The sequence below is a fragment of the Massilia mucilaginosa genome (assembly GCF_011682145.1).
GTDB classification, from domain to species: Bacteria; Pseudomonadota; Gammaproteobacteria; order Burkholderiales; family Burkholderiaceae_D; genus Telluria_A; species Telluria_A mucilaginosa.
Genome location: NZ_WHJH01000077.1, coordinates 1 through 25034, shown reverse-complemented (window position 1 = coordinate 25034; position 25034 = coordinate 1). Strand labels below are relative to the sequence as shown.

General features: G+C 63.1%; 22 protein-coding genes, 2 rRNA genes and 1 pseudogene. 15 read left to right on the top strand and 10 right to left on the bottom strand.

Features of this window, described 5'->3' with window-relative positions:
* The 4 genes from F2P45_RS31750 to F2P45_RS31735 all read left to right on the top strand — a co-directional run.
* Nucleotides 1-112 (top strand): 23S ribosomal RNA (locus F2P45_RS31750); the annotation flags it as partial.
* Between the two features lie 147 nt (nt 113-259).
* Nucleotides 260-372: ribosomal RNA gene (rrf, locus tag F2P45_RS31745) — 5S ribosomal RNA — on the top strand.
* A 102-nt stretch (nt 373-474) separates the two neighbouring features.
* Nucleotides 475-918, top strand: a complete 444-nt coding sequence (locus tag F2P45_RS31740; RefSeq protein ID WP_166882207.1) for a hypothetical protein — start codon at nt 475-477, stop codon at nt 916-918.
* Between the two features lie 25 nt (nt 919-943).
* The gene (locus tag F2P45_RS31735) at nt 944-1627 is read left to right on the top strand and encodes a hypothetical protein (RefSeq protein WP_166882206.1); all 684 of its coding nucleotides are present in this window, start codon (nt 944-946) and stop codon (nt 1625-1627) included.
* Nucleotides 1628-1656: 29 nt separating this feature from the next.
* Here F2P45_RS31735 and F2P45_RS31730 read toward each other — a convergent pair whose 3' ends face one another.
* Nucleotides 1657-3018, bottom strand: coding sequence for a sodium-dependent transporter (locus tag F2P45_RS31730; protein ID WP_166882205.1), 1362 nt, complete (start codon nt 3016-3018; stop codon nt 1657-1659).
* Nucleotides 3019-3143: 125 nt separating this feature from the next.
* Between F2P45_RS31730 and F2P45_RS31725 the strand changes: the two genes are divergently transcribed.
* The 5 genes from F2P45_RS31725 to F2P45_RS31705 all read left to right on the top strand — a co-directional run bounded on the left by F2P45_RS31725 (nt 3144) and on the right by F2P45_RS31705 (nt 8089).
* Nucleotides 3144-3833: a response regulator transcription factor gene (locus F2P45_RS31725; RefSeq protein ID WP_166882204.1), complete on the top strand. Its 690-nt coding sequence runs from the start codon at nt 3144-3146 to the stop codon at nt 3831-3833.
* A complete protein-coding gene (locus tag F2P45_RS31720; protein WP_166882203.1) occupies nt 3820-5067 on the top strand; it encodes a sensor histidine kinase in 1248 nt (415 codons plus the stop codon). The genes F2P45_RS31725 and F2P45_RS31720 overlap by 14 nt, the downstream gene beginning before the upstream one ends.
* 91 nt (nt 5068-5158) lie before the next feature.
* A complete protein-coding gene (locus F2P45_RS31715; RefSeq protein ID WP_229505412.1) occupies nt 5159-6799 on the top strand; it encodes a phosphoethanolamine transferase in 1641 nt (546 codons plus the stop codon).
* A complete protein-coding gene (locus F2P45_RS31710; RefSeq protein ID WP_166882202.1) occupies nt 6789-7499 on the top strand; it encodes a phosphatase PAP2 family protein in 711 nt (236 codons plus the stop codon). Before F2P45_RS31715 ends, F2P45_RS31710 begins: the two co-directional genes overlap by 11 nt.
* A gap of 77 nt (nt 7500-7576) precedes the next feature.
* Nucleotides 7577-8089, top strand: a complete 513-nt coding sequence (locus F2P45_RS31705) for a DUF3455 domain-containing protein (RefSeq protein ID WP_166882201.1) — start codon at nt 7577-7579, stop codon at nt 8087-8089.
* Here the strand turns inward: F2P45_RS31705 and F2P45_RS31700 are convergent.
* The 8 genes from F2P45_RS31700 to F2P45_RS31660 all read right to left on the bottom strand — a co-directional run bounded on the left by F2P45_RS31700 (nt 8074) and on the right by F2P45_RS31660 (nt 15054).
* Entirely contained in the window at nt 8074-8919 is an 846-nt protein-coding gene (locus F2P45_RS31700; RefSeq protein WP_166882200.1) for an alpha/beta hydrolase, read from the bottom strand. The two genes, F2P45_RS31705 and F2P45_RS31700, sit on opposite strands and share 16 nt — an antisense overlap.
* Nucleotides 8919-9263, bottom strand: coding sequence for a DUF1840 domain-containing protein (locus tag F2P45_RS31695; RefSeq protein WP_166882199.1), 345 nt, complete (start codon nt 9261-9263; stop codon nt 8919-8921). Before F2P45_RS31695 ends, F2P45_RS31700 begins: the two co-directional genes overlap by 1 nt.
* Nucleotides 9264-9352: 89 nt before the next feature.
* Nucleotides 9353-10906: a putative ABC transporter permease subunit gene (locus F2P45_RS31690; protein WP_166882198.1), complete on the bottom strand. Its 1554-nt coding sequence runs from the start codon at nt 10904-10906 to the stop codon at nt 9353-9355.
* The gene (locus tag F2P45_RS31685; protein WP_166882197.1) at nt 10906-11643 is read right to left on the bottom strand and encodes an ABC transporter ATP-binding protein; all 738 of its coding nucleotides are present in this window, start codon (nt 11641-11643) and stop codon (nt 10906-10908) included. Before F2P45_RS31685 ends, F2P45_RS31690 begins: the two co-directional genes overlap by 1 nt.
* Nucleotides 11640-12884 (bottom strand): MFS transporter, encoded by a 1245-nt coding sequence (locus F2P45_RS31680; protein WP_166882196.1) that lies wholly within the window; start codon nt 12882-12884, stop codon nt 11640-11642. Before F2P45_RS31680 ends, F2P45_RS31685 begins: the two co-directional genes overlap by 4 nt.
* Nucleotides 12885-12900: 16 nt before the next feature.
* The gene (locus F2P45_RS31675) at nt 12901-13446 is read right to left on the bottom strand and encodes a hypothetical protein (RefSeq protein ID WP_166882195.1); all 546 of its coding nucleotides are present in this window, start codon (nt 13444-13446) and stop codon (nt 12901-12903) included.
* A gap of 249 nt (nt 13447-13695) precedes the next feature.
* Nucleotides 13696-14202 (bottom strand): hypothetical protein, encoded by a 507-nt coding sequence (locus F2P45_RS35795; RefSeq protein WP_223164873.1) that lies wholly within the window; start codon nt 14200-14202, stop codon nt 13696-13698.
* Between the two features lie 51 nt (nt 14203-14253).
* Nucleotides 14254-15054: a metallophosphoesterase gene (locus F2P45_RS31660; protein WP_166882192.1), complete on the bottom strand. Its 801-nt coding sequence runs from the start codon at nt 15052-15054 to the stop codon at nt 14254-14256.
* Between the two features lie 778 nt (nt 15055-15832).
* Here F2P45_RS31660 and F2P45_RS31655 point away from each other — a divergent pair.
* The gene (locus F2P45_RS31655) at nt 15833-18529 is read left to right on the top strand and encodes a TonB-dependent receptor (RefSeq protein ID WP_229505411.1); all 2697 of its coding nucleotides are present in this window, start codon (nt 15833-15835) and stop codon (nt 18527-18529) included.
* Between the two features lie 112 nt (nt 18530-18641).
* The gene (locus F2P45_RS31650; protein WP_166882190.1) at nt 18642-19121 is read left to right on the top strand and encodes a hypothetical protein; all 480 of its coding nucleotides are present in this window, start codon (nt 18642-18644) and stop codon (nt 19119-19121) included.
* A gap of 54 nt (nt 19122-19175) precedes the next feature.
* On the opposite strand, the gene F2P45_RS31645 is transcribed toward F2P45_RS31650, so the two are convergent.
* Nucleotides 19176-20690 (bottom strand): YifB family Mg chelatase-like AAA ATPase, encoded by a 1515-nt coding sequence (locus F2P45_RS31645; protein WP_166882189.1) that lies wholly within the window; start codon nt 20688-20690, stop codon nt 19176-19178.
* 420 nt (nt 20691-21110) lie between these two features.
* On the opposite strand from F2P45_RS31645, the gene F2P45_RS31640 reads away from it, so the two are divergent.
* From F2P45_RS31640 to F2P45_RS31630, 4 genes and pseudogenes are all read left to right on the top strand, one after another.
* Complete coding sequence (locus F2P45_RS31640) at nt 21111-21623, top strand: SRPBCC family protein (protein WP_229505410.1); 513 nt, start codon at nt 21111-21113, stop codon at nt 21621-21623.
* A gap of 129 nt (nt 21624-21752) precedes the next feature.
* Nucleotides 21753-22586, top strand: coding sequence for a hypothetical protein (locus F2P45_RS37480; RefSeq protein WP_229505409.1), 834 nt, complete (start codon nt 21753-21755; stop codon nt 22584-22586).
* Nucleotides 22587-22705: 119 nt separating this feature from the next.
* A pseudogene (locus F2P45_RS36570) lies at nt 22706-23386 on the top strand (contractile injection system protein, VgrG/Pvc8 family); the annotation flags it as partial.
* A gap of 5 nt (nt 23387-23391) precedes the next feature.
* On the top strand, nt 23392-24912 hold the full coding sequence (locus F2P45_RS31630) for a type VI secretion system Vgr family protein (protein ID WP_229505408.1): 1521 nt from the start codon (nt 23392-23394) through the stop codon (nt 24910-24912).
* The last annotated feature ends 122 nt before the right edge of the window (nt 24913-25034 follow it).

Below are 25034 nucleotides of genomic sequence, written 5' to 3'. Positions count from 1 at the left end.
AGCCTTGAGCTCTTTAAAGGGTCGTTCGAGACCAGGACGTTGATAGGTCAGGTGTGGAAGTGCAGTAATGCATTAAGCTAACTGATACTAATTGCCCGTACGGCTTGTCCCTATAACCTTAGCAGGTACAGAGATAAGAAATGCGCGTTGTGTTTTGTGCGATACGCACGATCACTACCCAAGTAATACATAAAACGATACTTCTTCCAGATTCAAGCTAGTGCTGCCCAGTCGGGAGCACCAAGCTGACCAAGTTATGCCTGATGACCATAGTAAATCGGTACCACCCCTTCCCATCCCGAACAGGACCGTGAAACGATTTTACGCCGATGATAGTGCTGCAACCAGTGTGAAAGTAGGTCATCGTCAGGCTAGTTATAAGAGAATGACCCGTGTGAGCGAAAGCCATGCGGGTTTTTTTTCGTCCGCATTTTTGTATTGATCTGGAAATTTTCTTTGTAAATGGATTTCCGCATGTTGATCGACTTCCGCTTTTCCCGCCATGACAGCGAAGAGTTCGCTACCGATTTCGACACAGGCGAGATTGACATGCACATCGGCCTGGATCTGATTTCCTCTCGCAAACGGACGCACATGCCTAATATAATCTATATGGCGCTGTATGTTTTGATGGACGGCGTTGTCAGTTTGCAGAACGGTGCGACGAGTTTCCAGATGGAAGGCACCCATTCCGCATTCTGCGTCCATTTCCGCAGTACGAAACAAGGCATTGTCGTCACACACGATGGGCGCCAACATGGCCCGGTGTCGCTGGCGGCACTGATCGACGCCATCCAACGTGGCCTTGCAGAGTTTTTTGCCGATCCACTGAACGCGATTCCCACTGGCGGCGCCATCGAAGCTGATTTTCTCGTCAGTTGGCGCGCCTTGAAACAGGCAATGGGACAATCCGGCTAGCGAGAGAACCCGAAGGAAAAGACACATGCATCCCAGAAAATCAGCCGCCATCGACCCGCTTGTGCACTGTTCCGTTGCAGAACTCATGCGCATCTATATCGAGGAGGGGCTCATCACGCGGCCGGAAATGCTCGGCTTCCCGGACTTTTCCAGCGCTACCCTGATCGAACACGGCTTCGAACCCGTGGGTGACTATGATTATCAACTTTACGAAAAGCCTTACCGTTTTGCCAGCAGCGCTATCGAGCTCAATTTTAAGGTGTATATCGAGAATGGCGTACTCGACTCTAACGGCGTCGAGTTTGGTGGTGATATGCGCGTGGAAACGCAATTGAGCCGGCTCTTAACGCTGCTTGCCCCTGGCGCGATCCGCTCCATCGAGCTCCTGGTCTTTGACAACCTGCTTGCAGCAACGCTGCTGATCAACGATGCAGTCAACATCAATATCCATCGTTCCGGAAAAAAACACGGACGCAGCAAATTCAGCATCGGCGCCATCTCGACCGATGCTGGCTTCCGGCCAGCGACGGTGACAAAAAAATTCAATACCCGCTTCTCGCGCAAGCTGTGCGACGACACCGTGGGCCCTCAGCCGAGCGGCAGGCATGCCCGCAATCCCGCCCTGCGCAACTTGAGCGCCTGCCTGGTCCGCCTGTTCGGCAGCGCCTATCGCAAGGGGCGGCTCATTCCACCACGTGAAAGCGCGTGACAAGCATGTTCTCCACGCTTGTCGCGCCCTTAAAATACCTTCAACCCTTTGAGCATCACCAGCAAAATCAGCAAGGGCGACACGTAGCGCAGCAAAAACAGCACCACGCGCGCGGTCGCCGCGTTGGACAGCGTGCCTTTGTTCGATATGGCATCGCTGAATCGATCCGTACCCCATACCCAGCCGGCAAACAGCGCGAGCAAAATGCCGCCCAGCGGCAGCAGGATATTCGACGACACGAAATCGAACAGGTCGAACAGATTCAGGCCGAACACCCTGACGTGCGACAGCACGCTATTCGTCAGCGCGCACGTGGAACCGAGCAGCATCAGGCAGGCGATCGTGATCAAGGTCGCTTTCGGACGGCTCATGCCGAGGCGCTCATGCAAAATCACCACCGGCACCTCCATCAGCGACAGCATCGCGCCGGTCGCCGCTACCGCCGCCAGCACAAAGAAAACGATCATCAAGAGGTGGCCCCCCGGAATTTGCGAAAACACGGCGGGAATCGTCATGAAGACCAGCGCGGGACCGGCCGACGGTTCGAATCCGAAGGTAAATACCGCGGGGAAGATCGCGATCCCCGCCAGCATGGACACGCACAGATCGGCGGTCATGACCCGCAAGGCGGTTTGCGGAATATTCTGATCGTCGCGAAAATAGGAACCGTAGGTCATCATCGTTCCCATCCCCAGCGACAGCTTGAAAAACGCCAGGCCCATTGCCGTCAATACCACGCCGGCACTGATCTTGCTGAAATCCGGGCGCAGCAGGAACGCGAGGCCGTCAGCGGCTTTCTCCAGCGACAGGCTGACGGCGCACAGCAACAGCAGCAGCACGAACAGGACCGGCATCAATTTTTTGGTCAGTCCTTCAATGCCCTTGGTCACGCCAAGCAGCAAAATGCCGCCGATAAACGCCAGCACGAACCATTGCCACAACAGCGATTGAATCGGATCGGCGATCAGCGCCCCGAAGGCGCTTTCCGCCACGCGCCGCTCGCTGCTGAGAATGGAACCGTCGATGGCCTTGATGACATACGCAAACACCCACGCTACCACTTCCGAATAGAACGACAAGATCAGGAAAGCCGCGGCCATGCCCGCCACGCCAATCAGCCACCACGGTGCCTTGCCCGGGTTCAGTCGCTGCAGCGCAGTGATCGGATTGGCCTTGGCCGCGCGCCCCATCGTGATTTCCGCGATCATGACCGGGATACCGACCACCAGGGTGCACAGCACATAGATCAGCAAAAAGCCGGCACCGCCGTTGGCGCCCGTCAGATAGGGGAATTTCCAGATATTGCCAAGGCCAACCGCCGAGCCGAGCGTTGCCGCCAATACCCCGAAACTGGAACTGAAACCGCCGCGCTTGATAGAATCCTGAGTCATTGCTGCAATCTGTCACATCGAAAAAAGGCAGTGATTGTAGCAGTTGGGAACAGACGCAGCCTCGCCCACGCCCGCCGCCCGCCGCTTCCGCCCCCCCGGCAGGCGCAGTACACTAGAATAGCCCCATGCGCATCCTCATCATCGAAGACAATCCCGACATCGTGGCCAACCTCTACGGTTTCCTGGAACCGAAGGGCTACATCCTCGACTCGGCCGCCAACGGCTATGCCGGCCTGGCGCTGGCCGCGCAGAATACCTATGACGTGGTGGTGCTCGACGTCATGCTGCCCGGCCTGACCGGCCTCGACATCTGCCAGAAACTCCGAGGCGAACTCAACAGCAACATCCCGGTCCTGATGCTGACCGCGCGCGACACCCTGCAAGACAAGGTCGCCGGCTTCGACAGCGGCGCCGACGATTACCTGGTCAAGCCATTCTCCCTGGTCGAACTCGACATCCGCCTGAAGGCCTTGCTGCGCCGCGCCAACGGCGTCGTCGGCGGCGCGGCCATCCTGCGCGTCGGCGAGCTGAGCTTTAACACGGGCACCTACGAAGCGGCCAGGGCCGGCATCCCGCTGGGCCTGACCAAAACCGGCTACACCATTCTCAAATGCCTGATGCGCGAGGCGCCCAAGGTGGTGCCGCGCCACGTGATCGAACACGCCGTCTGGGGCGACGACCGGCCCGACAGCGATGCCCTGCGCACCCATATCCACGCCCTGCGCCAGGCCCTCGACAAACCGTTTCCTTTTCCCATGCTGCGCACCATCCCCGGACTCGGCTTCAAACTGGTGAGCACCGATGACGCCGCCTGACTCCCTGCGCCGCCACATCGCGGTCGCCTACCTGCTGTTCGCGCTCGGCTCCTCGGTATTCCTGGCGGCCATCGCCATCGTGGCGGTCGAGGGAATCGAAGTCCACCTGGTCGACAACCGCCTGGCCGAAGCCGCCGCCTGGGCCGTACCGCGCCACGCCGCCGGCTTGCCGGTCGCCATGCCCGCCGGCCTGAGCTTCCACCACGGCGCGGCCATTCCCGAACCACTGCGCACGCTGCCCGACGGCGTTGGCGAAGCGCACGTCGACGGCGTCGGCCTGCACGTGCTGAGCGGAAAAGATGAAACCGGTAACTACGTCGTGGTCGATCACGAAAGCGATTACGAAAAGATCGAACTGGTCGTCTATTCGATGTTCGGCCTTGGCTTTATTGGCATCATGCTGTTTTCGCTGTTTTTGGGCCGCTTCATCGGGCGCCGCTTCGTAACCCCGATTACGACCCTGGCCACCGCCGTGCGCGACAATTCCGCCGAATTGCCGCTGCTCGAACGCAGCGACGAACTCGGCGTGCTGGCGCGCGCCTTTGCCGCCCACACCAGCGAGCTGCGCACCTACCTCGAGCGCGAGCGCCTGTTCACGGGCGACGTCAGCCACGAATTGCGCACGCCGCTGACCGTGATCACCGGCGCCGCCGAAATCATCCTCGCCCAGCAGGAGGCCAATCCGGCCACCGCCGCCGCGGCCGAACGCATCCTGCGTGCTGCCAACGAAGCGTCCGCCTGCGTCAACGTGCTGCTGACCCTGGCGCGTTCGCGCGACCGCATCGCCCATCCCGTCACCAGCATCGAGCAGGTCGCCCGCGCCGAAACCGAACGCGCCCAACCGCTGCTCGCGGGCAAGCCGGTCGCGCTGCGCTTCCTCGGCGGCCCCGCCTTCGCCATCGCCGCGCCGCCCGAACTGCTGGTGGCCGCCATCGGCAACCTGATCCGCAACGCCTGCCAGTACACCGCGCAGGGCGCCGTGTCGGTCCGGCTCGGCGCCGATGCGGTGCTGGTCGAAGATACCGGTCCCGGCCTGCCCTTGGCGGTGCGCGCCACCTTCAACCCGGAGCCGGGTGCCGGGCCGGCAGCGAAAGGGTCTGCCGGCGCCGGCCTCGGCCTGGCCCTGGTGCGCCGCATCTGCGAGTATCTCGGCGCCACGCTCGTGTTCAGCGAACGCGAGGGTGGCGGCAGCATCGTCGAAATCCGCTTCGATCCTGCGTTAACGACATCTTAACGCCCGGTTGACGCCGGCTTGATGTTCGGAACGGTATCTTCGCCACGGTGTGTCGCCTTACCAGGCGGCATCGCTGACCCTGGAGATTGCCTTGACATTGACTACCACGCCGCGCATCCACGCGTCCTTGCTCATCCTGGGCGCCTCGGTGTTCCTGCTCACCGCCTACAACGCCAATTTCTGGCGCACGTTTTTCAGCGCGACCGGCGGCCTCGGCTTGTCGCACCTGCCGCTGCACCTGGGGAGTTTCGCCCTGCTGGTGCTCTTGTTCAATGCCTGCCTGAACCTCATCAATTTCCGTTTCATCATCAAGCCCTCGCTGGTCGTGCTGTTCATGGCCAGCTCGGCCACGTACTACTTCATGAACGAATACGGCACCGCGATCGACAAGTCGATGATCCAGAACTTGCTCGAAACCGACGTCCATGAAGCCCTCGAATTGCTGAACTGGAAGCTGCTGCTGACCATCACTTTGCTGGGAATCGTGCCGTCGATGCTGGTCTGGCGCACGCGGATCCTGTTTTGCGCGGGCAAGCGCGGCCTCATCCTGCAGGCCGCCAATATCGGCGGCTCCTTGCTGGTGGCCGCGATGCTCTTGTTGTTGTTCTTCAAAAGCCTGGCCCCCGCGCTGCGCGAACACCGCGAACTGCGTTTCCTGCTGGCGCCGACGAATTACATCCAGGCCATCAACGGCTACGTCAAACAGCAGCGCGCCCAGGCGCTGGTGGTCGCGCCGCTGGGCATGGACGCGACCATGCGCGCCAGCACCGGCGGCAACAGCCGGCGCTCGGTGACCCTGATCGTGGTCGGCGAAACCGCGCGCGCAGCCAATTTCTCGCTCAACGGCTACGCCCGCGTCACCAATCCGGAATTGGCGCGACAGCCCGACTTGCTCAACTTTACCGATGTGCAATCGTGCGGCACGGCCACGGCAGTGTCCGTGCCCTGCGTGTTTTCGGCCCTCGGCCGCGAACACTATGCCGACGACAAGGCCCATGCGCAGCAGGGCTTGCTCGATGTGCTGACGCATGCCGGTCTCAACGTCCTGTGGCGCGACAACAATTCCGGCTGCAAGGGCGCGTGCGACCGGGTCGCGTACGAAGACCTGTCGAAAGCCGATCCCGGCAACAAATGGTGCGTCGACGACGAGTGCTACGACGAACGCCTGCTCGACGGCTTGCCCGAGCTGATCCGCAAGGCGCGCAAGGACCTGGTCATCGTGCTGCACCAGAAAGGCAGCCACGGCCCCGCCTACTGGAAGCGCGCGCCCGCCGCCTTCCAGCGTTACGGCCCGGTGTGCCGGACCAACCAGCTCGAATCGTGCTCGCGCGAATCGATCGTGGCCGCCTACGACAACGCGATCCTGTACACCGACCACTTTCTCAACCAGGCCATCGAATTGCTCAAGGCCAGCGGCGCGAAGGAACAGGTCAATACCGCCATGCTGTATTTCTCCGACCATGGCGAGTCGCTCGGCGAACACAATATGTATCTGCACGGCGCGCCTTACGTGATTTCGCCGGTCGAGCAGCGCGCGGTGCCGTTCATGCTGTGGCTGTCGGAGGGCTTCCGTTCGCGCTTTCATATCGACCAGCGCTGCCTGGCGGCCCGCACCGGGCAATCGTTCTCGCACGACAATGTGTTTCACTCGGTGCTGGGCATGCACCGCATCGGCACGGCGGTCTACAACCCCGGCCTCGACATTGTCGGACCGTGCACGCATGAGACATAAACGGCTCGGCCTGGCGTTGGCGGGCAGCGCACTGGCGATCGCGTGGCTCAACGCCTTCACCGACCTCGACCTGATGCTGGCGCAGGCCATGTTCGATCCGGTCAGCGCCACCTTTCCGTGGCGCCATGCGTGGTTTGCCGACACTGTCAGCCACGTCTGGGTCAAGGCGGTACTGCTGACCGTGGCGTGCGCCGTGGTGCTGAGCGCCGTGTTCGACCTGCGCTGGCCGCGCGCGGCCTGGCCGGCGCCGTTCCGGCTGCGCTTGCGCGTGGTGGCGCTGTCGGCCGTGCTGGTGCCGTCCTGGATCGGCGCGCTGAAATATGCGAGCGCCTCGCATTGCCCGTGGGACCTTGCGCTGTTCGGCGGCGGCGAAACCTATGTGCGCCTGTTCCAGTCGGCCTTGCCGTACGCCCCGGCCGGCCATTGCATGCCGGCCGGGCATGCATCGAGCGCGCTGTGGCTGGTTTCCGTGGCCGTGTTCTGGCTACCGCACCAGCCGCGCACGGCACTGCGCGTGGGCGCCGCCATGCTCGGCCTCGGATTTGCCCTGGGCTGGGTGCAGCAATTGCGCGGCGCCCACTTTCTCACACACACGCTATGGTCGATGTGGTGGACTTGCCTGATCGTCAGCATGTTGTACGTCCTGCTGATCGAGCGCCGGCATTCGGCACGGCGAAATGCAAATATTCAACTTTCTTGAATCCGTTCCGGGCCGCCCACCGTATATGGCTGTGTGCCGCGCATCCCGCGCGGCCTTACCATGACTGGGAGAACCCGATGAAACGTATTTCTGTTGGCCTGATTGCCGTCCTGTTGTCGTCCAGCTCCTTTGGCGCCGATCCGGCCCCGATTGCCGTCCCCGCTGGCAACACGCTGGCCCTGACCGTGCTCGGCGCGGGCGACCTGGCCTACGAGTGCAAGGTCAAGGCCGGCACGCCCGGCGCCCACGAATGGGTGTTCGCCGGTCCGACCGCCGTCCTGTACGACAAGACCAGCAAGGCCGCGATCGGCAAATACTACGCCGGCCCGACCTGGGAAGCGAACGATGGCAGCAAGGTCGGCGGCAAGCAGCTCGGCGTGAGTCCATCGGGCAATGCCGCCTCGATTCCGCTGCAACTGGTGCAAGCGGCGCCATCGACCGGCACGGGCGCCATGAACGGCATCACCTTTATCCAGCGCATGAATACCAGGGGCGGCATTGCGCCGGCCGACGCCTGCGGCGCCGACAACCTTGGTGCGAAAAAGATGGTCAAGTACGAAGCCGACTATCTGTTCTACAAGGCTTCCTGAGCGGCAAGCCAGGCGCGCAGGTCCGCCAGCGGGCGGGCCGCGTCCAGCTCATTGAAGATTTCGTGGTACATGCCGTCGTACACATGCAGTTGCGCCAGGCCGGGCGGCAAGTGCACGGCGAAACGGCGCACCCCCTCCGGGTCGACCAGCCGGTCGTCGCCGGCCGCCAGCAGCAGCGCCGGCACAGTCAGCCTGGCGGCGTTCGCGTGGCAATAATCAATCGAACGCAACATCGAGCGCATCAGGCGCGCGCTGATCCTGCCATGCACCAGCGGATCGGCCTGGTAGGCTGCCACGACCCCCGGATCGTGCGACAGGCAGCGCGCCGGCAAGCCGTTCGGCACCGCCAGCGATGGCGCCAGCGCGTGCAAGGCGCCCAGCAGCAGCATGTGCAGGCGCGACAGGCGCAGCGCCAGTGCGGGCGACGACAGGATCAGTCCGCGCAGGGGCGACACGCCGGACAAGGCGAAGCGCGCAGCAAACAAGCCGCCCATGCTGTGGCCGAACAAGAAGGGAGGCCGGCGAAAGCGCGCGGCAAAGTCGTCGATGACGATTTCGGCATCCTGCAGCAGCGGATCGCCGTTGATGACATCGCCGCGCTTGCCTTGCGAGCGGCCATGGCCGCGGTGGTCGTAGCAGCGCACCGACAGGCCGCAATCGTTGAAGAAGCCGGCCAGGCGGCGATAGCGTCCGCTATGCTCGCCCAGGCCATGCATGATCACCACGCTGCCGCGCAGCGGCGAGGCCGGCAGCAGGTAGTCGCTGACGTGCAGCAGGGTGCCGTCGGCGGCAACGAGCTGGTGGCTATGTTGCGCCACCAGCGAGGACATCAAACGCCCCAGACCACGTCGTGACCGCCGGCCTTGGCCGCGCGCAGCATTTCCACCAGCGGATAAGCGCGGGTCGAGAAACTGACCGCCTGGATTTCTTCGTGGTTGGCATCGTCGCCGTCTTCGTTGTGATGCGCGTGGACATCGCGCTCGACATCTTCGGACACCGCATGCTGGCGGCTCTCGGCGATTTCTTGTTCGAGAACCTGCAAGGCGTGCGGTGCTTCGGCTGCCGTAATGACGCCCTGGTCGACATCTTTATGGAGCAACTCGAGGATGCGTTTGGCGTGTTCCTTGTACATCAAAACTTCTGATGCTGCTTTGGAGGTAAAGGTAATTAACATAGGAACTTTCTAATTAGGCGTACATGGTGAAACGATAACACGAACCGGCGTTTTCAGTCGTGACGGTACGCGTCACGTAGCGCGTCCGGTCAGACGGGTTGCACCCGGAAAAAACGTGCCGTTGCTGCGAAGGCAATCAGCAGCAGGGCGTTCATGACCGCCCCGGCCACGACCGATGGCTTCCAGCCGTGCTCCACGCCATACACCAGCAGGAAGCTGATGCCGGCCCAGCCGGCGCCGCTCAGCAGTTCGAAGAGGGTGCACGCCAGGTTGGACTTGCCGCGCCGCTTGAAGTCGCCACGCGCCGCCGGCCGGCTGCACCATGCCACCACCTGCGCGCTGTTGAGCGCGCACAGGCCGAAGGCGAGCAGCATGATGGCCGCCGGCACCGGCTGCCGCAGCGCCAGCCAGCACAGCGGCAGCAGCGCCAGCGCCAGCGGCGGCAGCACCACCGCGGCCAGCTTGGCGCGCCGGATCGCGCCCTGGCTGCACGGCGCGGCGCGCAGCAGGTCGGGCGCGTCGTCGGCCGCCATCACGATCCACGCCAGCGAGGCACTCAGGGAGCCGCCCAGGAACGCCAGCGCCGCCGCCACGGCCGGCAGCGAGACCGCGCGTCCGAGCAGCAGCGGCGCCAGCAAGGGCAGCAGGTACAGCAGTTGCAGTCCGACCTGTGCGATCAATTGCGGATCGCGCCAGATCAGGCGCCATTCCTTGATGAGGATGGTGCGCGCCAGGCCACGCCCGAAGCGAAAACGCAAGCCGCCGGCCGGCGCTTTGGCCACCCGCACCGCGCTGGCGGCCTGCTGCACGCTGCGCACGAAAAAGCCGTGCGTCAGGCGCGCCGTGAGCATCAGCACGGCGCCGCCCGCGCCGAGCAGCATCAGCGCCGGCAGCGGCATGCCCAGCGCCGCCCTGGCCGGCAGCCAGGCCAGGCTGTCGACGCCCAGCGCCGCGCCCTCGCCGAGCAGCGGCGCCAGGCGCATGGCGAAGCGCTGCAGGGCCGGCCCGAGCGGACTGTTGGACGCCTGCGCCAGCAAAAACAGCGCGGCGCCCGACAGCGCGCCAAGCAGCTGCGCCGTCACGCGCGTGCGGCGCACGCCCATCGACCGCACCAGGCCCAGGGTGAGCAGCATGGAGGCCGGGGCCGACACCAGCGTCAGGCCGACGATGGCCGGATACAGTCCCAGCCACCGGAATTGTCCGAGCACGATGCCGGCGTGCGCGAACGGCGCCAGGAAAAACAGGTACAGCGCGGCGCTGCCGGCCGCGATCGCCGCCAGGCGCACGCTGAACACGCTCCTCGACGGGATCGGCGACGACAGCAGCAGGTCGAGGTCGCGCCGTTCGAACAGCGCCGTCACGCTGGCATTGAGGCCGCTCGACATCATCATCGTAAACACCGCGATCATCAGCACGCTGACCGTTTGCAGCAGCGCGTGCGGCGGCGGGCCGGCCGGGATCCTGGCGTTACTGAGCACCATGAAGGCGAAGCCGTGCATCAGCGCGGCGAGGATCAGCCACACCGCGATCGCCTTGTTGTCGAGGCCCTTGCTGGTCCCATCCTTGCGCGTGCCCAGCACCTCGAACATATATAGGCGCAGTTCGTGCCGCAGCAGCCACAGGGCGCTGCCGGCGCGCGCCATCAGCCTTTTCCCGTCAGGTGCAGGAACACGTCTTCCAGCGTGCCGCCCTGGGACTGGGCACGCAGCTGGTCGAGCGTGCCCTGGGCGATCAGGCGCCCGTGCTCGATGATGCCGATGCGCTGCGCCAGCCGTTCGGCCACTTCCAGGATATGGGTGGTGAGGATCACCGTGCCGCCGCCGTCCACGTGCTCGAGCAGCAGGTCCTTGACCTGGCGCGCGGCGGCCGCGTCGAGCCCGGTGAGCGGTTCGTCCAGAATGAGCAGGCGCGGTTCGTGGATCAGGGCGCCGGCCAGCGCCAGCTTTTGCTTCATCCCGCGCGAAAAGCCTTCGGTCAGTTCGTGCGCGTGCGCGCTCAGGTCGAGCCAGTCGAGCAGGCGGCGCGCGCGCGGTTCGGCTTCATCGGCCTCGATGCCCCACAGGCCGGCCACGAACTCCAGGTATTCGGTGGGCTTGAGTTTGGCGTACAGCATCGGGTCGTCCGGCAGGTACGCCATGCTGCGCTTGGCCGCGGCCGGGTCGCGCTCCAGGTCGACGCCGAACACCGCGATGCGGCCGGCGTCCGGCGCCAGCAGCCCGGCCACCATGCGCAGGGTGGTGGTCTTGCCGGCGCCATTGGGGCCGAGCAGGGCATACAGTTCGCCGCGCCGCACCGTCAGGTCCAGCCGGTCGACCGCGGGGCGGCCGAAGTGTTTGCTCAGTGCCGTCAGCTTCAGGGCGTCGCCGCTGTGCTCTATCATGTGCCTGGTTTCTCGGCTTGGGCGCGGTTGAAGGTGAAGAACGCCAGCGCGCCGGCCTGCAGCAGCACCGCGATGGCGAGAGTGGCGCGAAAGGCGTCGGGAGTGCCCGCCCCATGCGCCTTGAACAGGTCGACCACCACCCCGAAGCCCCACTGCGTGGCAAAGGCGCCGATGAACAGTTGCAGGTTGTAGGCCGAGTTGGCGCGTCCCGCCAGCGCGGCCGGGAAGGCCAGCGCGACGTGCGACTGCACCAGGGTGGTGACCGGCACGCAGGCCGCCAGCAGCAGCCAAAGCAGCCAGGCCATCGGCGCGCTGGTGGCCAGCATGGCCGTTTGCGCGGCCACCATGCCGCCGATCCCGATGCCGATGATGCGGTGCGTGTTCCAGCCGCGCGCCACCAGCCGTGGTGCGGCCCAGCCCAGCGCCAGGTAGGACAGCAGCAGCACCAGATTGAACGCGAACAGGATGCGCCCGGTCTCCTGCGCGCTCTTGCCCAGCACCGTCGTCATCCACGGACCTGCCCACAGGGTTTGCAACGCGAAGAAAATGCCGTGATTGAGCAGGCCCGGCACGCCCATGCGCCAGAAATAGGCGCTGCCGAAAATGCGCCGGTAGCCGCCGTCGTCCAGCGCCGCGCCGCCTTTGGGCGCGCCGTCGGCAAACTGGCGTTCGACCCCGCGCAGCGAAAAGAAGATCGCGCCGGCGACCGCCAGCAGCAGGGCCGCGACCACCCAGAAAATGCCGCGCCAGCCGATCGCCGGCAGCGCCAGCGTCACCGGCACGGTGGCCGTCAGCGCGCCTGAGGTGCCGGCCACCAGCATCCAGCTGGCCAGCTGGCTTTGGCGTTCGGGCGGGAACCACTGGCGATACGCCTTGAAGGCGGCCATCAGGCAGGCCGACACGCCGATCCCGATCAGGGCGCGCCCCAGCCACAGGCCGGCCAGCGAGCTGCTGGTCGCAAACACGGCCGCGCCCAGGGCGGCGCACAGCAGCAGGATCGACTCGGTGCGGCGCGCGCCGTATTTGTCGAGCCAGACGCCGAGCGGCAGCTGCATGGCGCCGAAGCTGACGAAATAGGCCGACGACAGCAGGCCCAGGTCGGCGTTCGACAAGCCCATCTCGGCCACCAGCGCCGGCGCGATGACGGCGTTGACCGCCCGCAGCGCGTACGACAGCAGGTAGCCCAGCGCAAAGCACAGGAATACGCGCGCCGCGCGCGCACCGCTCAGGGTGGTATTCACCTGTTCAATCGCGCGCTCATTGCAGCTTGAACGAGGACATGAACATATCGACCTGGTCCTGCGACATGGCTTTCTCGGGGCCCATCACGATGACCTGGTAAAAGCGCTTGTTGCGCGATTCGAAATGGCCCACCAGGCGCATCGGCGCGCCTTTCTGCATGCCGCTCGCATCGATGTCGATGGCGCTCGAACGCGCCGTGCCGCTACCGGTGGCGGCCGAGGACTTGCCCTGCTTTTCGCTCTTGACGGTGGCGCCGATATTGCGCACCAGCGCCGTCTTCATGGCCGTCACCGCCGCTTCGGCCTTGTCGGCGTCGGGCGCTTCGCCGCTGCCGACGGCGAACATGGTGCCGTCGACCTGGGCCGCGGTCATGGTCATCTTGACCGTCATGCCGTTCAGGTCGACGTCGCGCGCGTGGGTGGCCGGTTTGTCGGGGAACATCACGCGGAAGGGCGCATCCTGGCTGCTGTAGTCGCGCCAGTTGTATTGGGGGCTGCACGCGGCCAGGGCAAGGCCGGCCAGCAGGGAGACGATGAGGGGCTTGAAAGAAGAGATTCGCATTCGCCAATGTTAGCAGGAATGCGCAGCGTCCCGGGCGCGATGATGCGGCTTTACTAGGGGGCTTTGCTGGTGCGCAGCAGCGCATACATATTGTCGCTGAACGGGGTGGTGGTGTTACTTTTCGAAATAGTTGCGATGTTCTGGTCATTGCTGCGACAACGAAGCCCAGCCGCGCACACCCGTACCGCTCTGCTGATACGCCGCCGCATGCGCTTGAGCATGCGGCTGACGGCGTAGCGGATCAAATTGTTATTCTGAGCTAACAAAACCGCAAGTTTCGCACAAATGAAGTGTTGACTTGATGTTGTCTGTCCATCGAAGCACAAGAAAGCTTGATGGCACGAGGCACAAAAGTATTCCAACAGCAACAAATCCAAGATCCCGCAAAGCGGGAACAATTAAAAGGAAGATTGCCGCAACGAAAACAGCGAAACTTGCAGTCATGAGTCTATCGTCGCTTCGCAATAATTGCTGTTGTAAGCCGGTTTGACCAGGTATTGCGAAATGTCGCCATTTGTTAGCTCCGCATTGAGGGCAATCCAGCTCGGGTACTGGCAATAAATCGATGTTCATCTCGCGTTCCTGTGATTGGGCGTTTGTGGACAATTTGCGGCCTGTAGATGAGCTATTTTTTGCAGAGGACTTCGCCTCTTGAGGCTTTTTGTCTTGATACTGTGCTACTACGGCGTCATACAGAAACACTTTTTCCCGGTAGATGTCTTCGGACCGAGCGCACATCTGGTTGAGGGTGCCCAAGGCGGTCAGGCGTCCGTGCTCGACGATGCCATGCGCAGCGCTGCGTTATGTCTAGGAAACGCCGATGCGCCCGTCGAGTTCGACGATGAAGGCGGGGTCGAAGCGGGTGTTTTCGGGGCCGCCGGCGCGCGTTTTGTAGCCGCACGGATTCGATACAACCCGGCACTTGCCGATCGTGTAATCGACCGGATCGTGCATGTGGCCATGCACCCACAGGTCGGCCTGGCTGACCAGCGCATCCAGGCGCGAGGCGTAGGCGGCCGAAAAACGCGAGGACTGGTAGGTCTCGGATACCGAGCGCAGCGACGGCGCCATGTGGGTGATGACCACCGTCGGCCCGGCAAACGGCGTGGCCAGCCGGGTGCGCAGCCAGGAGAGCTGGAGCGCGTGGAACATGGCGGTATCGGCCGCGCGCAGCTTGCGGTAGTTCTGCCCGGCCAGGCGGATGCGCTTGTAATCGTTCATGACCGCCTCGGCTTCGCGCATGGCGGCCTGACGGTCGTCGTCGCCGAACAGGCGGAAATCGGTCCACAGGGTGGCGCCCAGGAAGCGCACATTGCCAATGATCTTTTCGTCGCAGGACAGAAAGTGGACGTTGCCGGAGTGCGCGCTGGCCACGCGCAACTCGGCCTGCACGCTGTCGAGATTGTGGCCGTAGCCTTCGTGGTTGCCGTGCACGTACAGTACCGGCAAGCCTGCAAAATTGCGCTCCGCCCACGGCAGCGCCCTGGCGCCGGTATCGATGTCGCCGGCCAGGATGACCGCATCGGGCCGGGACAGCGCCGGATCGATGCGCGGCGCCTGGTCGCGCCAGAGTTCGTGATGCAGGTCAGAAAGGATGAGCAGGCGCATGGGGCGGCGGGGCGAAGAGGTGAGCCTTTCATACTAGTCCATCGGAGGCCGGGCCGCCATGGGGCGCCGGGCAAAACCGTCCACTTGCTCGATAAGCAACAGACTCGACCACTGAGCCGTTGCGACCGGCTTTCCAGCAACGCTATATCCCGCACGCGGACAATCCGAGCCGCGTTTCCAGCCTGATAAAGGACGGAATAATCTCCGCCATCGATACGTTCCTCGCTCCCGCGCTGGCGCCGAAATACGCTTGTGCCAAAGACGCCAAACTGAATGACGAGCACCCTGTGCTGTAATCGGCGCGAATTAAGGGAATCTTAACGAACGCGCTTTTGTCGAATATCGATCCCTGACCGGCGAGTTTTCCGGAAGCGATATGGGGTCATAAAAACCAAGGAAATATGCGCAATGTGGCGGTAACGTCTGGCATATGTTCCAAACTACCTATCATTTCCCCGCTTCCCGGCAGTGTGAGCGGCGGGAAAATCCACAGAGTTACGGCATCAATTGTTGTTTTCTAGATATATGTACAAGATCAATAATTGACAGAAAAGAGTACGTAATGGTTATATATGTAATCGAAGATTTGATTTTCCGGCAAATCTCGCGAACACGTCCGAGAGACGATTACAAATATAACTAATCAGTGGCCGTTTCGCCTCACGAGAGCGAAACGCGATCATGTACTTACAAAATGAGGAGCTTGGCAATGATGGTGGAGACAAGATTATCGCGGTCGATTCGTATTATGTTTATTGGCGGTGGTATCGCGCTGAGCATGCAGATGGCCAATGCGCAGACCGCGGGCGACAGCATTCAAAAAGTGGAAATCACGGGTTCGAGCATCAAACGCGCTGAAGCGGAAACCATTTCGGTGGTCCAGACGCTCAGCCGCAAGGACATCGAGCAGACCGGCAAGACCTCGATCGCCGAAGTCGTGCGCAGCATTTCCGCCGACAACAACGGCAGTATCAGCGGTTCCTTCACCAACGGCTTCGCCGGCAGCGCATCGGGCGTGTCCCTGCGCGGCCTGAGCGTCTCCTCGACCCTGGTCCTGATCAACGGCCGCCGCACCGCCCCGTACGGCTTCGGCGATGACGGCCAGCGCAGCTTCGTCGACTTGAATTCGATCCCGCTCGACGCGGTCGATCGCATCGACATCCTGAAAGACGGCGCCTCGGCCATTTACGGTTCGGACGCGATCGCCGGCGTGGTCAACGTGATCTTGCGCCAGAACTATGTGGGTAAAACCATTTCCGCCAGCACCGGCATCTCCGGCGAGCGCGACGGCAACGTGAACAGCATTTCCGGCGCGGTCGGCTTCGGCGACCTGCAGGCCGACAAATACAACGTCTTCATGACGGTCGACGCCAAACAACAAAAACGCATCGACCAGAACAGCCGCGACAAATGGCTGGGCCAGGCCGATGCGCGTCCATGGGGCGGCCGCGACCAGCGCAATGGCCACACCAGCGCCGGTAACGCAGGCGGCAGCAGTTTCCTCGGCACCCTGCGTCCGCTGAACGCAGGCGTGCCAGGCAAGGTCACCAACCTGCCGGGCAGCTGCGATCCGATCAATCTCGACCCGGCCGGCGGCACCGCGCACGACAATACCGGCGGCGGTTGCTTGTGGGATCCGGTCGATTTCGCGACCATCCAGCCAGAAACCAAAAACCTGAACGTGTTCGCCCGCGGCACCTTGGCGCTCGGCGAAACCACCCGCGCCTACGCCGAAGTCGGCGTGTTCAAGTCGGAAGCGAAAACCTACACCACTCCATCGGGCCTGACCGGCGCCGGCTTCGACCTGGTCAATGCCCGCGTCAACAACACCAACTCCGGTCCCGACCAGCTGCTGATGCCTGCCAACCACCCGGACAATATCCTCGGCGTGGCGGCACGTCCGCGCTGGGTCGACGCATCGCGTCCGCGCGCCTCCGACATGGAATCGACGGTCACCCGCGTTCTCGCCGGCGTGAAGGGCAACTTCGCCGACTGGGATTACGACACCGGCGTGCTGTACGCGGAAAGCAAGACCGACAAGACGCAGAATGGCTACTACCGCACCAGCGCGCTGCGCACGGCGCTCAACAACGGTACCTTCCGTATCGGCAAGGGCGTCATCAACAACGCCGATGTGCTGGCGCTGGTATCGCCAACCCTGTTCAACTCGGGTGTCACGAAAAGCACTTCGTTCGACTTCAAGGCGTCCCGTGAACTGATGGAATTGCCTGGTGGTAAGATGGGCATCGCGATCGGCGCCGAGTACCGCAAGGAAAAAACCGACAGCCAGGCAACGCCGTTCACCGACACCAACGATATCCCCGGCCTCGGTTATTCGGCATCGAAGGGTTCGCGCGACGTGACCGCGCTGTACACCGAGCTGGCCGTGCCGATCCTGAAATCGGTGGAACTGCAGTTCGCGCTGCGTTCCGATGACTACTCCGACTACGGCCGTTCGACGACGCCGAAAGTGGGCTTCAAGTTCACTCCGAGTTCGACCCTGGCATTCCGCGGTACCTATGCCGAAGGCTTCCGCGCACCGAGCGCCGCCGAAAACGGCGACAGCGCGGTGGCGGCCTTCACCAACATCGCCAACGATCCGATCCGTTGCCCGGTCACCGGGCTGGCCCTCGACTGCTCGACCCAATCGGTTGGCGCGATCACCATCGGCAACAAGAACATCAAACCGGAAGAGTCCAAGAGCTACAGCCTGGGCATGGTGATTGAGCCGATCAAGAACGTGAACCTGTCGCTGGACTTGTGGCAGATCGTGCGTACCGGCGAGATCAACGGTTCCGATCCTGGCGCCGTGGTCGACAATCCGGCCGGCTATCCTGACGCTGAAATCGTACGTGGCGAAGCGACCAGCAACTTCCCGAACCTGCCAGGCCAGATCCTGATGGTCAAGGCGCCGTACCTGAACGCTGGTAAAACCAAGACCTCGGGCGTCGACCTCGACCTGCGCGGCCGTCTGAACCTGGGCAACAACGGCAAGCTGACCTCCGGCGTGACGGTCACCTACATGAAGGAATTCACCCGTACCAATGCCGACGGCACAGTACTCGAATTCGCCGGCACCCACGGCGACGTCAACCTGTCCGGCAACGGCGGCACCCCGAAAACCAAGGTCCGCTTCACCCTCGGCTGGGAAAATGGTCCGTTCCAGTGGACCAGCAATGTCAACTACGTCAGCAGCATCAGCAACACCAACCAGGTTGGCGGCGAGTGCCTGGACGTGGATGAAAACGACGTCGCGCTGCTGGGCTGCCGTATCGACTCGTTCACCACGCTCGACACCTTCGGCAAATGGGCTGTCTCGAAAAACTTCGAGCTGACCGCGTCGATCAGCAACCTGCTGAACAAGAAAGCACCGCTGGACGTGCAGACCTACGGCCGTATCAACTACAACCCGTCGCTGCACCAGACGGGCGCGGTTGGCCGTTACTTCACGCTGGCAGGACGCTACACGTTCTAAGCGCTGCCTGGCAGGACCGCAGCCGGAGCGGCTGCCGTCCACCCTGCGGGGTGGGGCGGCGGCCGCTCCGGCTGTTTTTTTCGTCCGCACGTTACGTATGACCGGGAGCGTCATGTTTAGTGTGAAAACTGTTTTGAAGCACGGACGAGGTTTTGTTCCGCTCGAGGACTGGCAAGGCAAGGTCGCCGATTCCGACTATGTGGCGGGGGCATTGATACTCAGCCTCGACGGCAACATCATCCTGGACGAATCACTGTGCGACGATATCAACTGGCTGTGGCCGTTGATCGTCAACGGCCTGCCGGACCTGCTCGATGGCAAGGATACCGAAACAGGTTTTCCCGATCAGCCCATCACTTTCAGCGTCAAGCACGTGGACCGGGAATGGCTGCGCCTGCATGTGTTTTGCGGCGAGCACGACTACGCCAGGAAAAAAATCAGGAAGCGCGACTATCTGGGCGAAATGACGCGCGCGGCGATCGACTTTTTCACCAGGTTCGACAGCATCGCCCCACGCGACTACTCAGCCGCCCGCTACTTGCCTATCCTGCGCGGCATTGCGGACCGGCTGCAGAGCCGCGCTGTTCGCTGATCCAGACGGCCCGGCGCTCGTTCAGCTTGATGACAACACAGCCTGGCCACGGGCTTACGGCTCGCGCAGCCCGCGCCGCAGCTGGATCGCCTCGGCAACGTGCTCGGCCAGGATGACGGGCGCATCGGCCAGGTCGGCGATGGTGCGCGCCACTTTCAGCACGCGGTGATACACGCGCGCCGACCAGTTCAGGTGCAGCATGGCCTGGCGCAGCACCGCCTCGCCAGCCTTGTCCGGCCGGCAGTGCCGTTCCACTTCCCCCGTGATCAAGCCCTGGTTCTGCTTGCCCTGGCGCGCCAGCTGGCGCTGGTGGGCGAGCGCCACGCGGGCGGCGATGACGCTGCTTGGTTCGCCGTCGGCGTCGGCCAGCAGGGTGTCGGGCCGCAGCGCCGCCACTTCGATCTGGATATCGATGCGGTCGAGCAGCGGCCCGGAAATGCGGCCCTGATAGCGCAGCACGGCGTCACTGGTGCAGTCGCACTTGCCCGACGGATGGCCCAGAAAGCCGCAAGGGCAGGGGTTCATCGCCGCGATCAATTGAAAGCGCGCGGGAAAATCCGACTGGCGCGCCGCGCGCGAAATCGTCACCCGGCCCGATTCCATCGGCTGGCGCAGCACTTCCAGCACGCGCCGGTCGAACTCGGGCAGCTCGTCGAGGAACAAGACACCGCAATGCGCGAGCGAGATCTCGCCGGGACGCGGCACCGCGCCGCCGCCCACCAGGGCCACGCCGGACGTGGTGTGATGCGGGCTGCGAAACGGCCGCACCTTCCAGTTATCGCCCGAAAAGCCGCCGGTGAGCGACTGCACCGCCGCCGATTCCAGCGCTTCCTGGTCGCTCATCGCCGGCAGCAGGCCGGGAAAGCGCGAGGCCAGCATGGTCTTGCCGGCGCCGGGCGGGCCGACCATCAGCACGCTGTGCGCGCCCGCCGCCGCCACTTCCAGCGCGCGCTTGCTCGCGCACTGGCCTTTGACATCGCAAAAATCCGGATAGTCGGGCAGGCGCGTGAGCGCGCGCGGCCGGTGGCGGGCTAGGCGGCAGGCCTCGTCGCTGGCGCCGAAATGGGCGCACACCTGGAGCAGGGTGGCGGCCGGATAAATGACGGCGTCGGCCACCAGCGCCGCTTCATCGGCGTTCGCCTGCGGCAGGATGAAGCCGCGATGCGCGCCGGCCTCGCGCTGCATGGCGAAGGTGATCGCCAGCGCCCCGCGGATCGGGCGCAGTTCGCCCGACAGCGACAGCTCGCCGGCGAACTCGTAGCGCTCCAGCCCGTGCGAAGAAATCTGGCCCGAGGCGGCCAGGATGCCGATCGCGATCGGCAAGTCGAAGCGGCCCGATTCCTTGGGCAGGTCGGCCGGCGCCAGGTTGACGGTGATGCGGCGCGCGGGGATCTGGAAGCCGGCGTTTTGCAGCGCGGCCTGCACGCGGTCTTTCGATTCGCGCACTTCGGCGTCCGGCAGGCCGACGATAGTGAACTTCGGCAAACCGTTGGCCAGATGCACTTCGACGCTGACGGCGCGCGCTTCCATGCCGGCCAGGGCGCGGCTGCGTAACACGGCGAGGCTCATGGGAATCCGATCGGGCACATGGTGATCCGGCTGATACTAGGCGCTGTCTGCATTCGCTCATTGATAGCGGCCAAACGTGCGGGAGCGGCCCGGTTAGTGCAGGTGAATCTTTCCGTGATTGCGCCCTGCAAAAATTCTTCCGGCGCAGGAAGAGAATAGTCCGGCTTGCGAGACTGATAAAATGCCCGCATGACATCCCGCGCCCGACGGACCAACAACGATATCGCTACTGGCGCATTGAATCTGCTGATTGCTTGCGTCTGTATCTACGCCATCGCGAACATGAGTTGGACGTGGCGCAAAACGCGTTCCTGGCAACCGTGCATGGCGCCTATCGTGTTGACACGCGCGCCAGGCACCGGCCTCGCCCCCTTGCGCAGGTGGCAACGCAGCGGGCGGTGCGCCATGGCGCATGAGCGCATGGCGTTTCCCATGCCGGCCTCGTGCGAGGTGGTGTTCGACGTCTTTCACTACCATCAGTGGCGGGCGCGCTGGGACAGCCTGGTGTCGCACACCGAGGTCGATGGCGGCGCGCCGTGCCCGTCTGTCGGCGCGGTCAGTGCCAGCACCGGCGGCGGCCTGCTGCGCGCGCTGTCGATGCGCACCGAATTCATCAGCTACCAGCGCCCGCGCCTGGCGGCGGCGCGCATGGTCGGCACGTCCTTTCCATTTTCCAAGTGGGCCGCCTCGATGAAACACGAGAGCGCCGCCGGTGGCGGCTCGCTCCTGATCTATACCTACAACATCGAAGCCGGTCCGCGCGCGCTGCGCTGGCTGATCGAACCGGTAGTGCACCATGTGTTCCGGCGCCAGACCGTCAAGCGGTTCGCGCGCATGCATGCATTCCTGTGCGCGCACGCAGGCGAGGTGGCGGCGTGGCAGCGCGGTTATCACGGCGCCGGCCGCGTGCGCAATAGCGGGCACGAGGAGTGATGCGCCTGGATCAGAGTGGTGTCGGCGCAGCCAATGCAGCGGTGTATTTATATTGCGTTGAATAAATATTATTATCTTTTGCTTAACGATGTGCGCACCGCCCGTCGCCGTTCCGCAAAAGGCTCCTGCATGACCATTTCCGCTCCCGAAACACTGTCTCCGGCCGCCAAACAGCAGTTGCTGCTAAAGACATTTCCAGCCAGGGCCAGGAAGGTCAACTACAGCGGGGTGCGCGGCAAGTACTTCTGGAATGCCGTGTCAGGCCTGTTTGTCATGGCTGTCGCCGCGTTCTTCATCTGGTTCTGGCTGCCCGACATCGTCAGGGACGCACGTCTCGCATGGTTCGATTCGGTCGTGGTCGAGTCGGAGGCTGATGTGTCCGGCTCCTGCAAAATCTCGAAGATGGTGTTCATCAGTTGCGATGCAAAAATATCCTACCGCCCCGACCCGGCACGTCCGGACGTCTTAACGGTGGAGCAACATACCTCGTTCTTCGGTTTCAGCCACAGCTCCCATGTGGATGTCTTGCGCAGCACCACGCATCCCGAGCGCATCACCACCTCGATCGCCATCGACCATCTGGGCAACCGGATTGTGTCCTTCCTGTTGCTGGTCGGGCTGTGCGCCTTGTGCGAGTACGCGGTCTACAGCGAAGCCTGGAACGCGTTCCGCCATGGCCGCCTGCAAGGGCGGGAAGTCGTGCTGCGGCCGGTGCTGGTTCGTGTCTACCAATGCGACGAGGATCGCAACGTCAAGTTCGTGGCCGAGATCGATGGCGTCGAACGGCATGGCGCGAACGTGCTGCGCTACGGCGACGCTCCGATGTTCCTGCCGTGCAGCCAGAACGTGGCGCTCGCCCTGCTGGCCAGCGGAACGCGCTACATGATCCTGCTCGATGAAGAGATGACCGTGGCCGACTTTACCGATAGCGAAAAGGCGCTGCTGAAGACGCTGTTGAGCTGAATCAAGCTACCGCAGGCGAGCGCCCCTCCTGCAAACCTCCTGACTGTTGATCCCGCGTATGCCGGCTCATGACGACCTCAACGAAAATAGTTGATCGTTAACCGACACAAGGACACGTCATGGGCGAAGCGCTCCAGGCTCTGCAAGGGCTTCTTCACGACCGCCAGCACGACCGCATCCTGCGACTCTCGTTTCCGAACGGCGACAGTCCCGGCAGCGCACTGCTCGTCAACAGCATTGATGCCGTGGAGTGCCTGTCGCGCCCGTTCGCGTTCACGGTGGAACTGCTTTCCGACGATCCCGGCATCGCCCTGAAAGACCTGCAAGGCAAAATGATGTGCGTGCAGCTGGTCAGGGCCGACGGCAGCATGCGCTGCTTCACCGGACGCGTGTTCAGCTTCGGCCTCAAGACCGTCGACGGCGGCTTGTCCTTCTATGAAGCGACGCTGGGACCCTGGTACAGCTACCTGGGCATGCGCAAAGACAATTACCTGTTCCACAACACGACCCTGTACCAGCAGACCGTCAGCATTTTCGGCGATTACGGCACCCTGGCCGAGTGGGAGTGGCGCGTGCGCGGCGCGGCGGCGGTCATGACGGATGCGTGCCAGTTCGATGAGTCCGACCGCAACTATCTGGAGCGGCGCTGGGTCAATGCCGGCATCCTGTACTGGTTCGAACACACGCAACAAGGACACACGCTGGTCCTGTCGGACGATTCGACCAGCGCGAAACCGATCGACGGCCATCCCGAGGTGCCGTTCCAGCGCCACGGCGGCGCGGTCGAGGAAGACGGCATCGGCGAATGGTCGCCCGCGCGCACGGTCATGCAAAGTACCGTCGTACTTGCCTCGTACTTGCCTCGTACGACTTCAAGGCGCCACGGCCGGCGACGACCGCCTTGCCGACCGTGCAGCAGCAAGGCGATGTACCCAAGATCGAGTCCTACGAATATACCGGGGCGTTCGGCTTCAAGGGGAGCGGCGATGCGCGCAGCCTGGCCCAGCTGCGGATGGAAGCGATGGAAGCAGCCGGCAAGCAGTTCGATGGCAGTGGCAACAACCGCTACCTGCAGCCGGGCCGCTGGTTCCGCCTGAGCGGCCATTTCGATGCCGATCCGTGTGGCGGCGATGAGCAGGCGCGTGAATTCCTGGTCATCGAGCTGCACCATAGCGCGAGCAACAATTACCACGTCAACAAGAGCGCACCGTCGCATTACGCCAATCGCCTGACGGCGATCCGCAAAATCATTCCATGGCGGGCGCCGCGCGGCGAGTATTGTGTGGAGACAAAAATTCACGGCATCCAGACCGCGACCGTGGTCGGTCCCGCCAATGAAGAAATCCACACCGATCAATACGGCCGCGTGCGCGTGCAGTTTCATTGGGACAGGGTCGGCGAGAACGACCAGAAGAGCTCGGCGTGGATCCGCGTCGCCACCCCGTGGGCGGGATCGCATTTTGGCATGACGTTCATCCCGCGCATCGGCACCGAAGTGATCGTGCAATTTTTGGATGGCAATCCCGACCGCCCGATTATCACCGGCATGGTGCCCAACGCCGGCACCATGCCGCCGTGGACGCTTCCTGACAACAAGACCCAGAGCGGCGTACTGACGCGCTCGACGCCGAACGGCAGCTACGATCACGCCAACGCGCTCCGTTTCGAAGACAAGAAAGACCACGAGCAACTGTGGATCCATGCCGAGAAGGATCAGCTGACCGAAGTCGAGCATGACGAGGACAAGTGGGTTGGCCATGACCGCCGCAAGACGATCGACCGCGACGAGACCAGTCACATCAAGCGCGACCGTAGTGAAACGGTGGACCGCAACGAGTCGGTCACGGTGCATAACAACCGCACCGAACGGGTCGACCATGACGAGACGATCGGAATCGGCGACAACCGCACGGAAAACGTGGGCAAGAACGAACAGATCGGCATCGGCGGCAACCGCGTCAAGACTGTCGGCAAGAACCGGAAAGACCGGATCGGCAAGAACTGGTCGGTCAACGTAGCGCGGATGAAGACCGAGACCATCGGCATGGCCTACATGCAAAACGTGGGCCTGGGACGGCTGGACAACGTCGGCTTGGGCTACAGCCTGAACGTGGGCATGGTGATGGCAACCGTCGTCGGCGTGAACCAGACGACCAAGGTGGGCAAGTCGATTGCCATCAGCGCCGGGGATGAATTGTCGATCACCGTCGGCAAGGCCAGCCTCGTCATGAAGGCCGATGGAACCGTGTCGATCAACGGCGCGCAATTCGTGTTCGAGGCGACCGGGCCGGTGCAGATTTCCGGCGAAGACGTCGACATCAACTAGCCTGAATTTTGCATAAAAAAGGGCAAGAATGCCGTAAGTGATTGATAAAATGTGAGTTATCTAGAAACACAGCTATCAACAAAAACGCCACCTTGCCCGACATGAATTCTACCTCAGAGCAG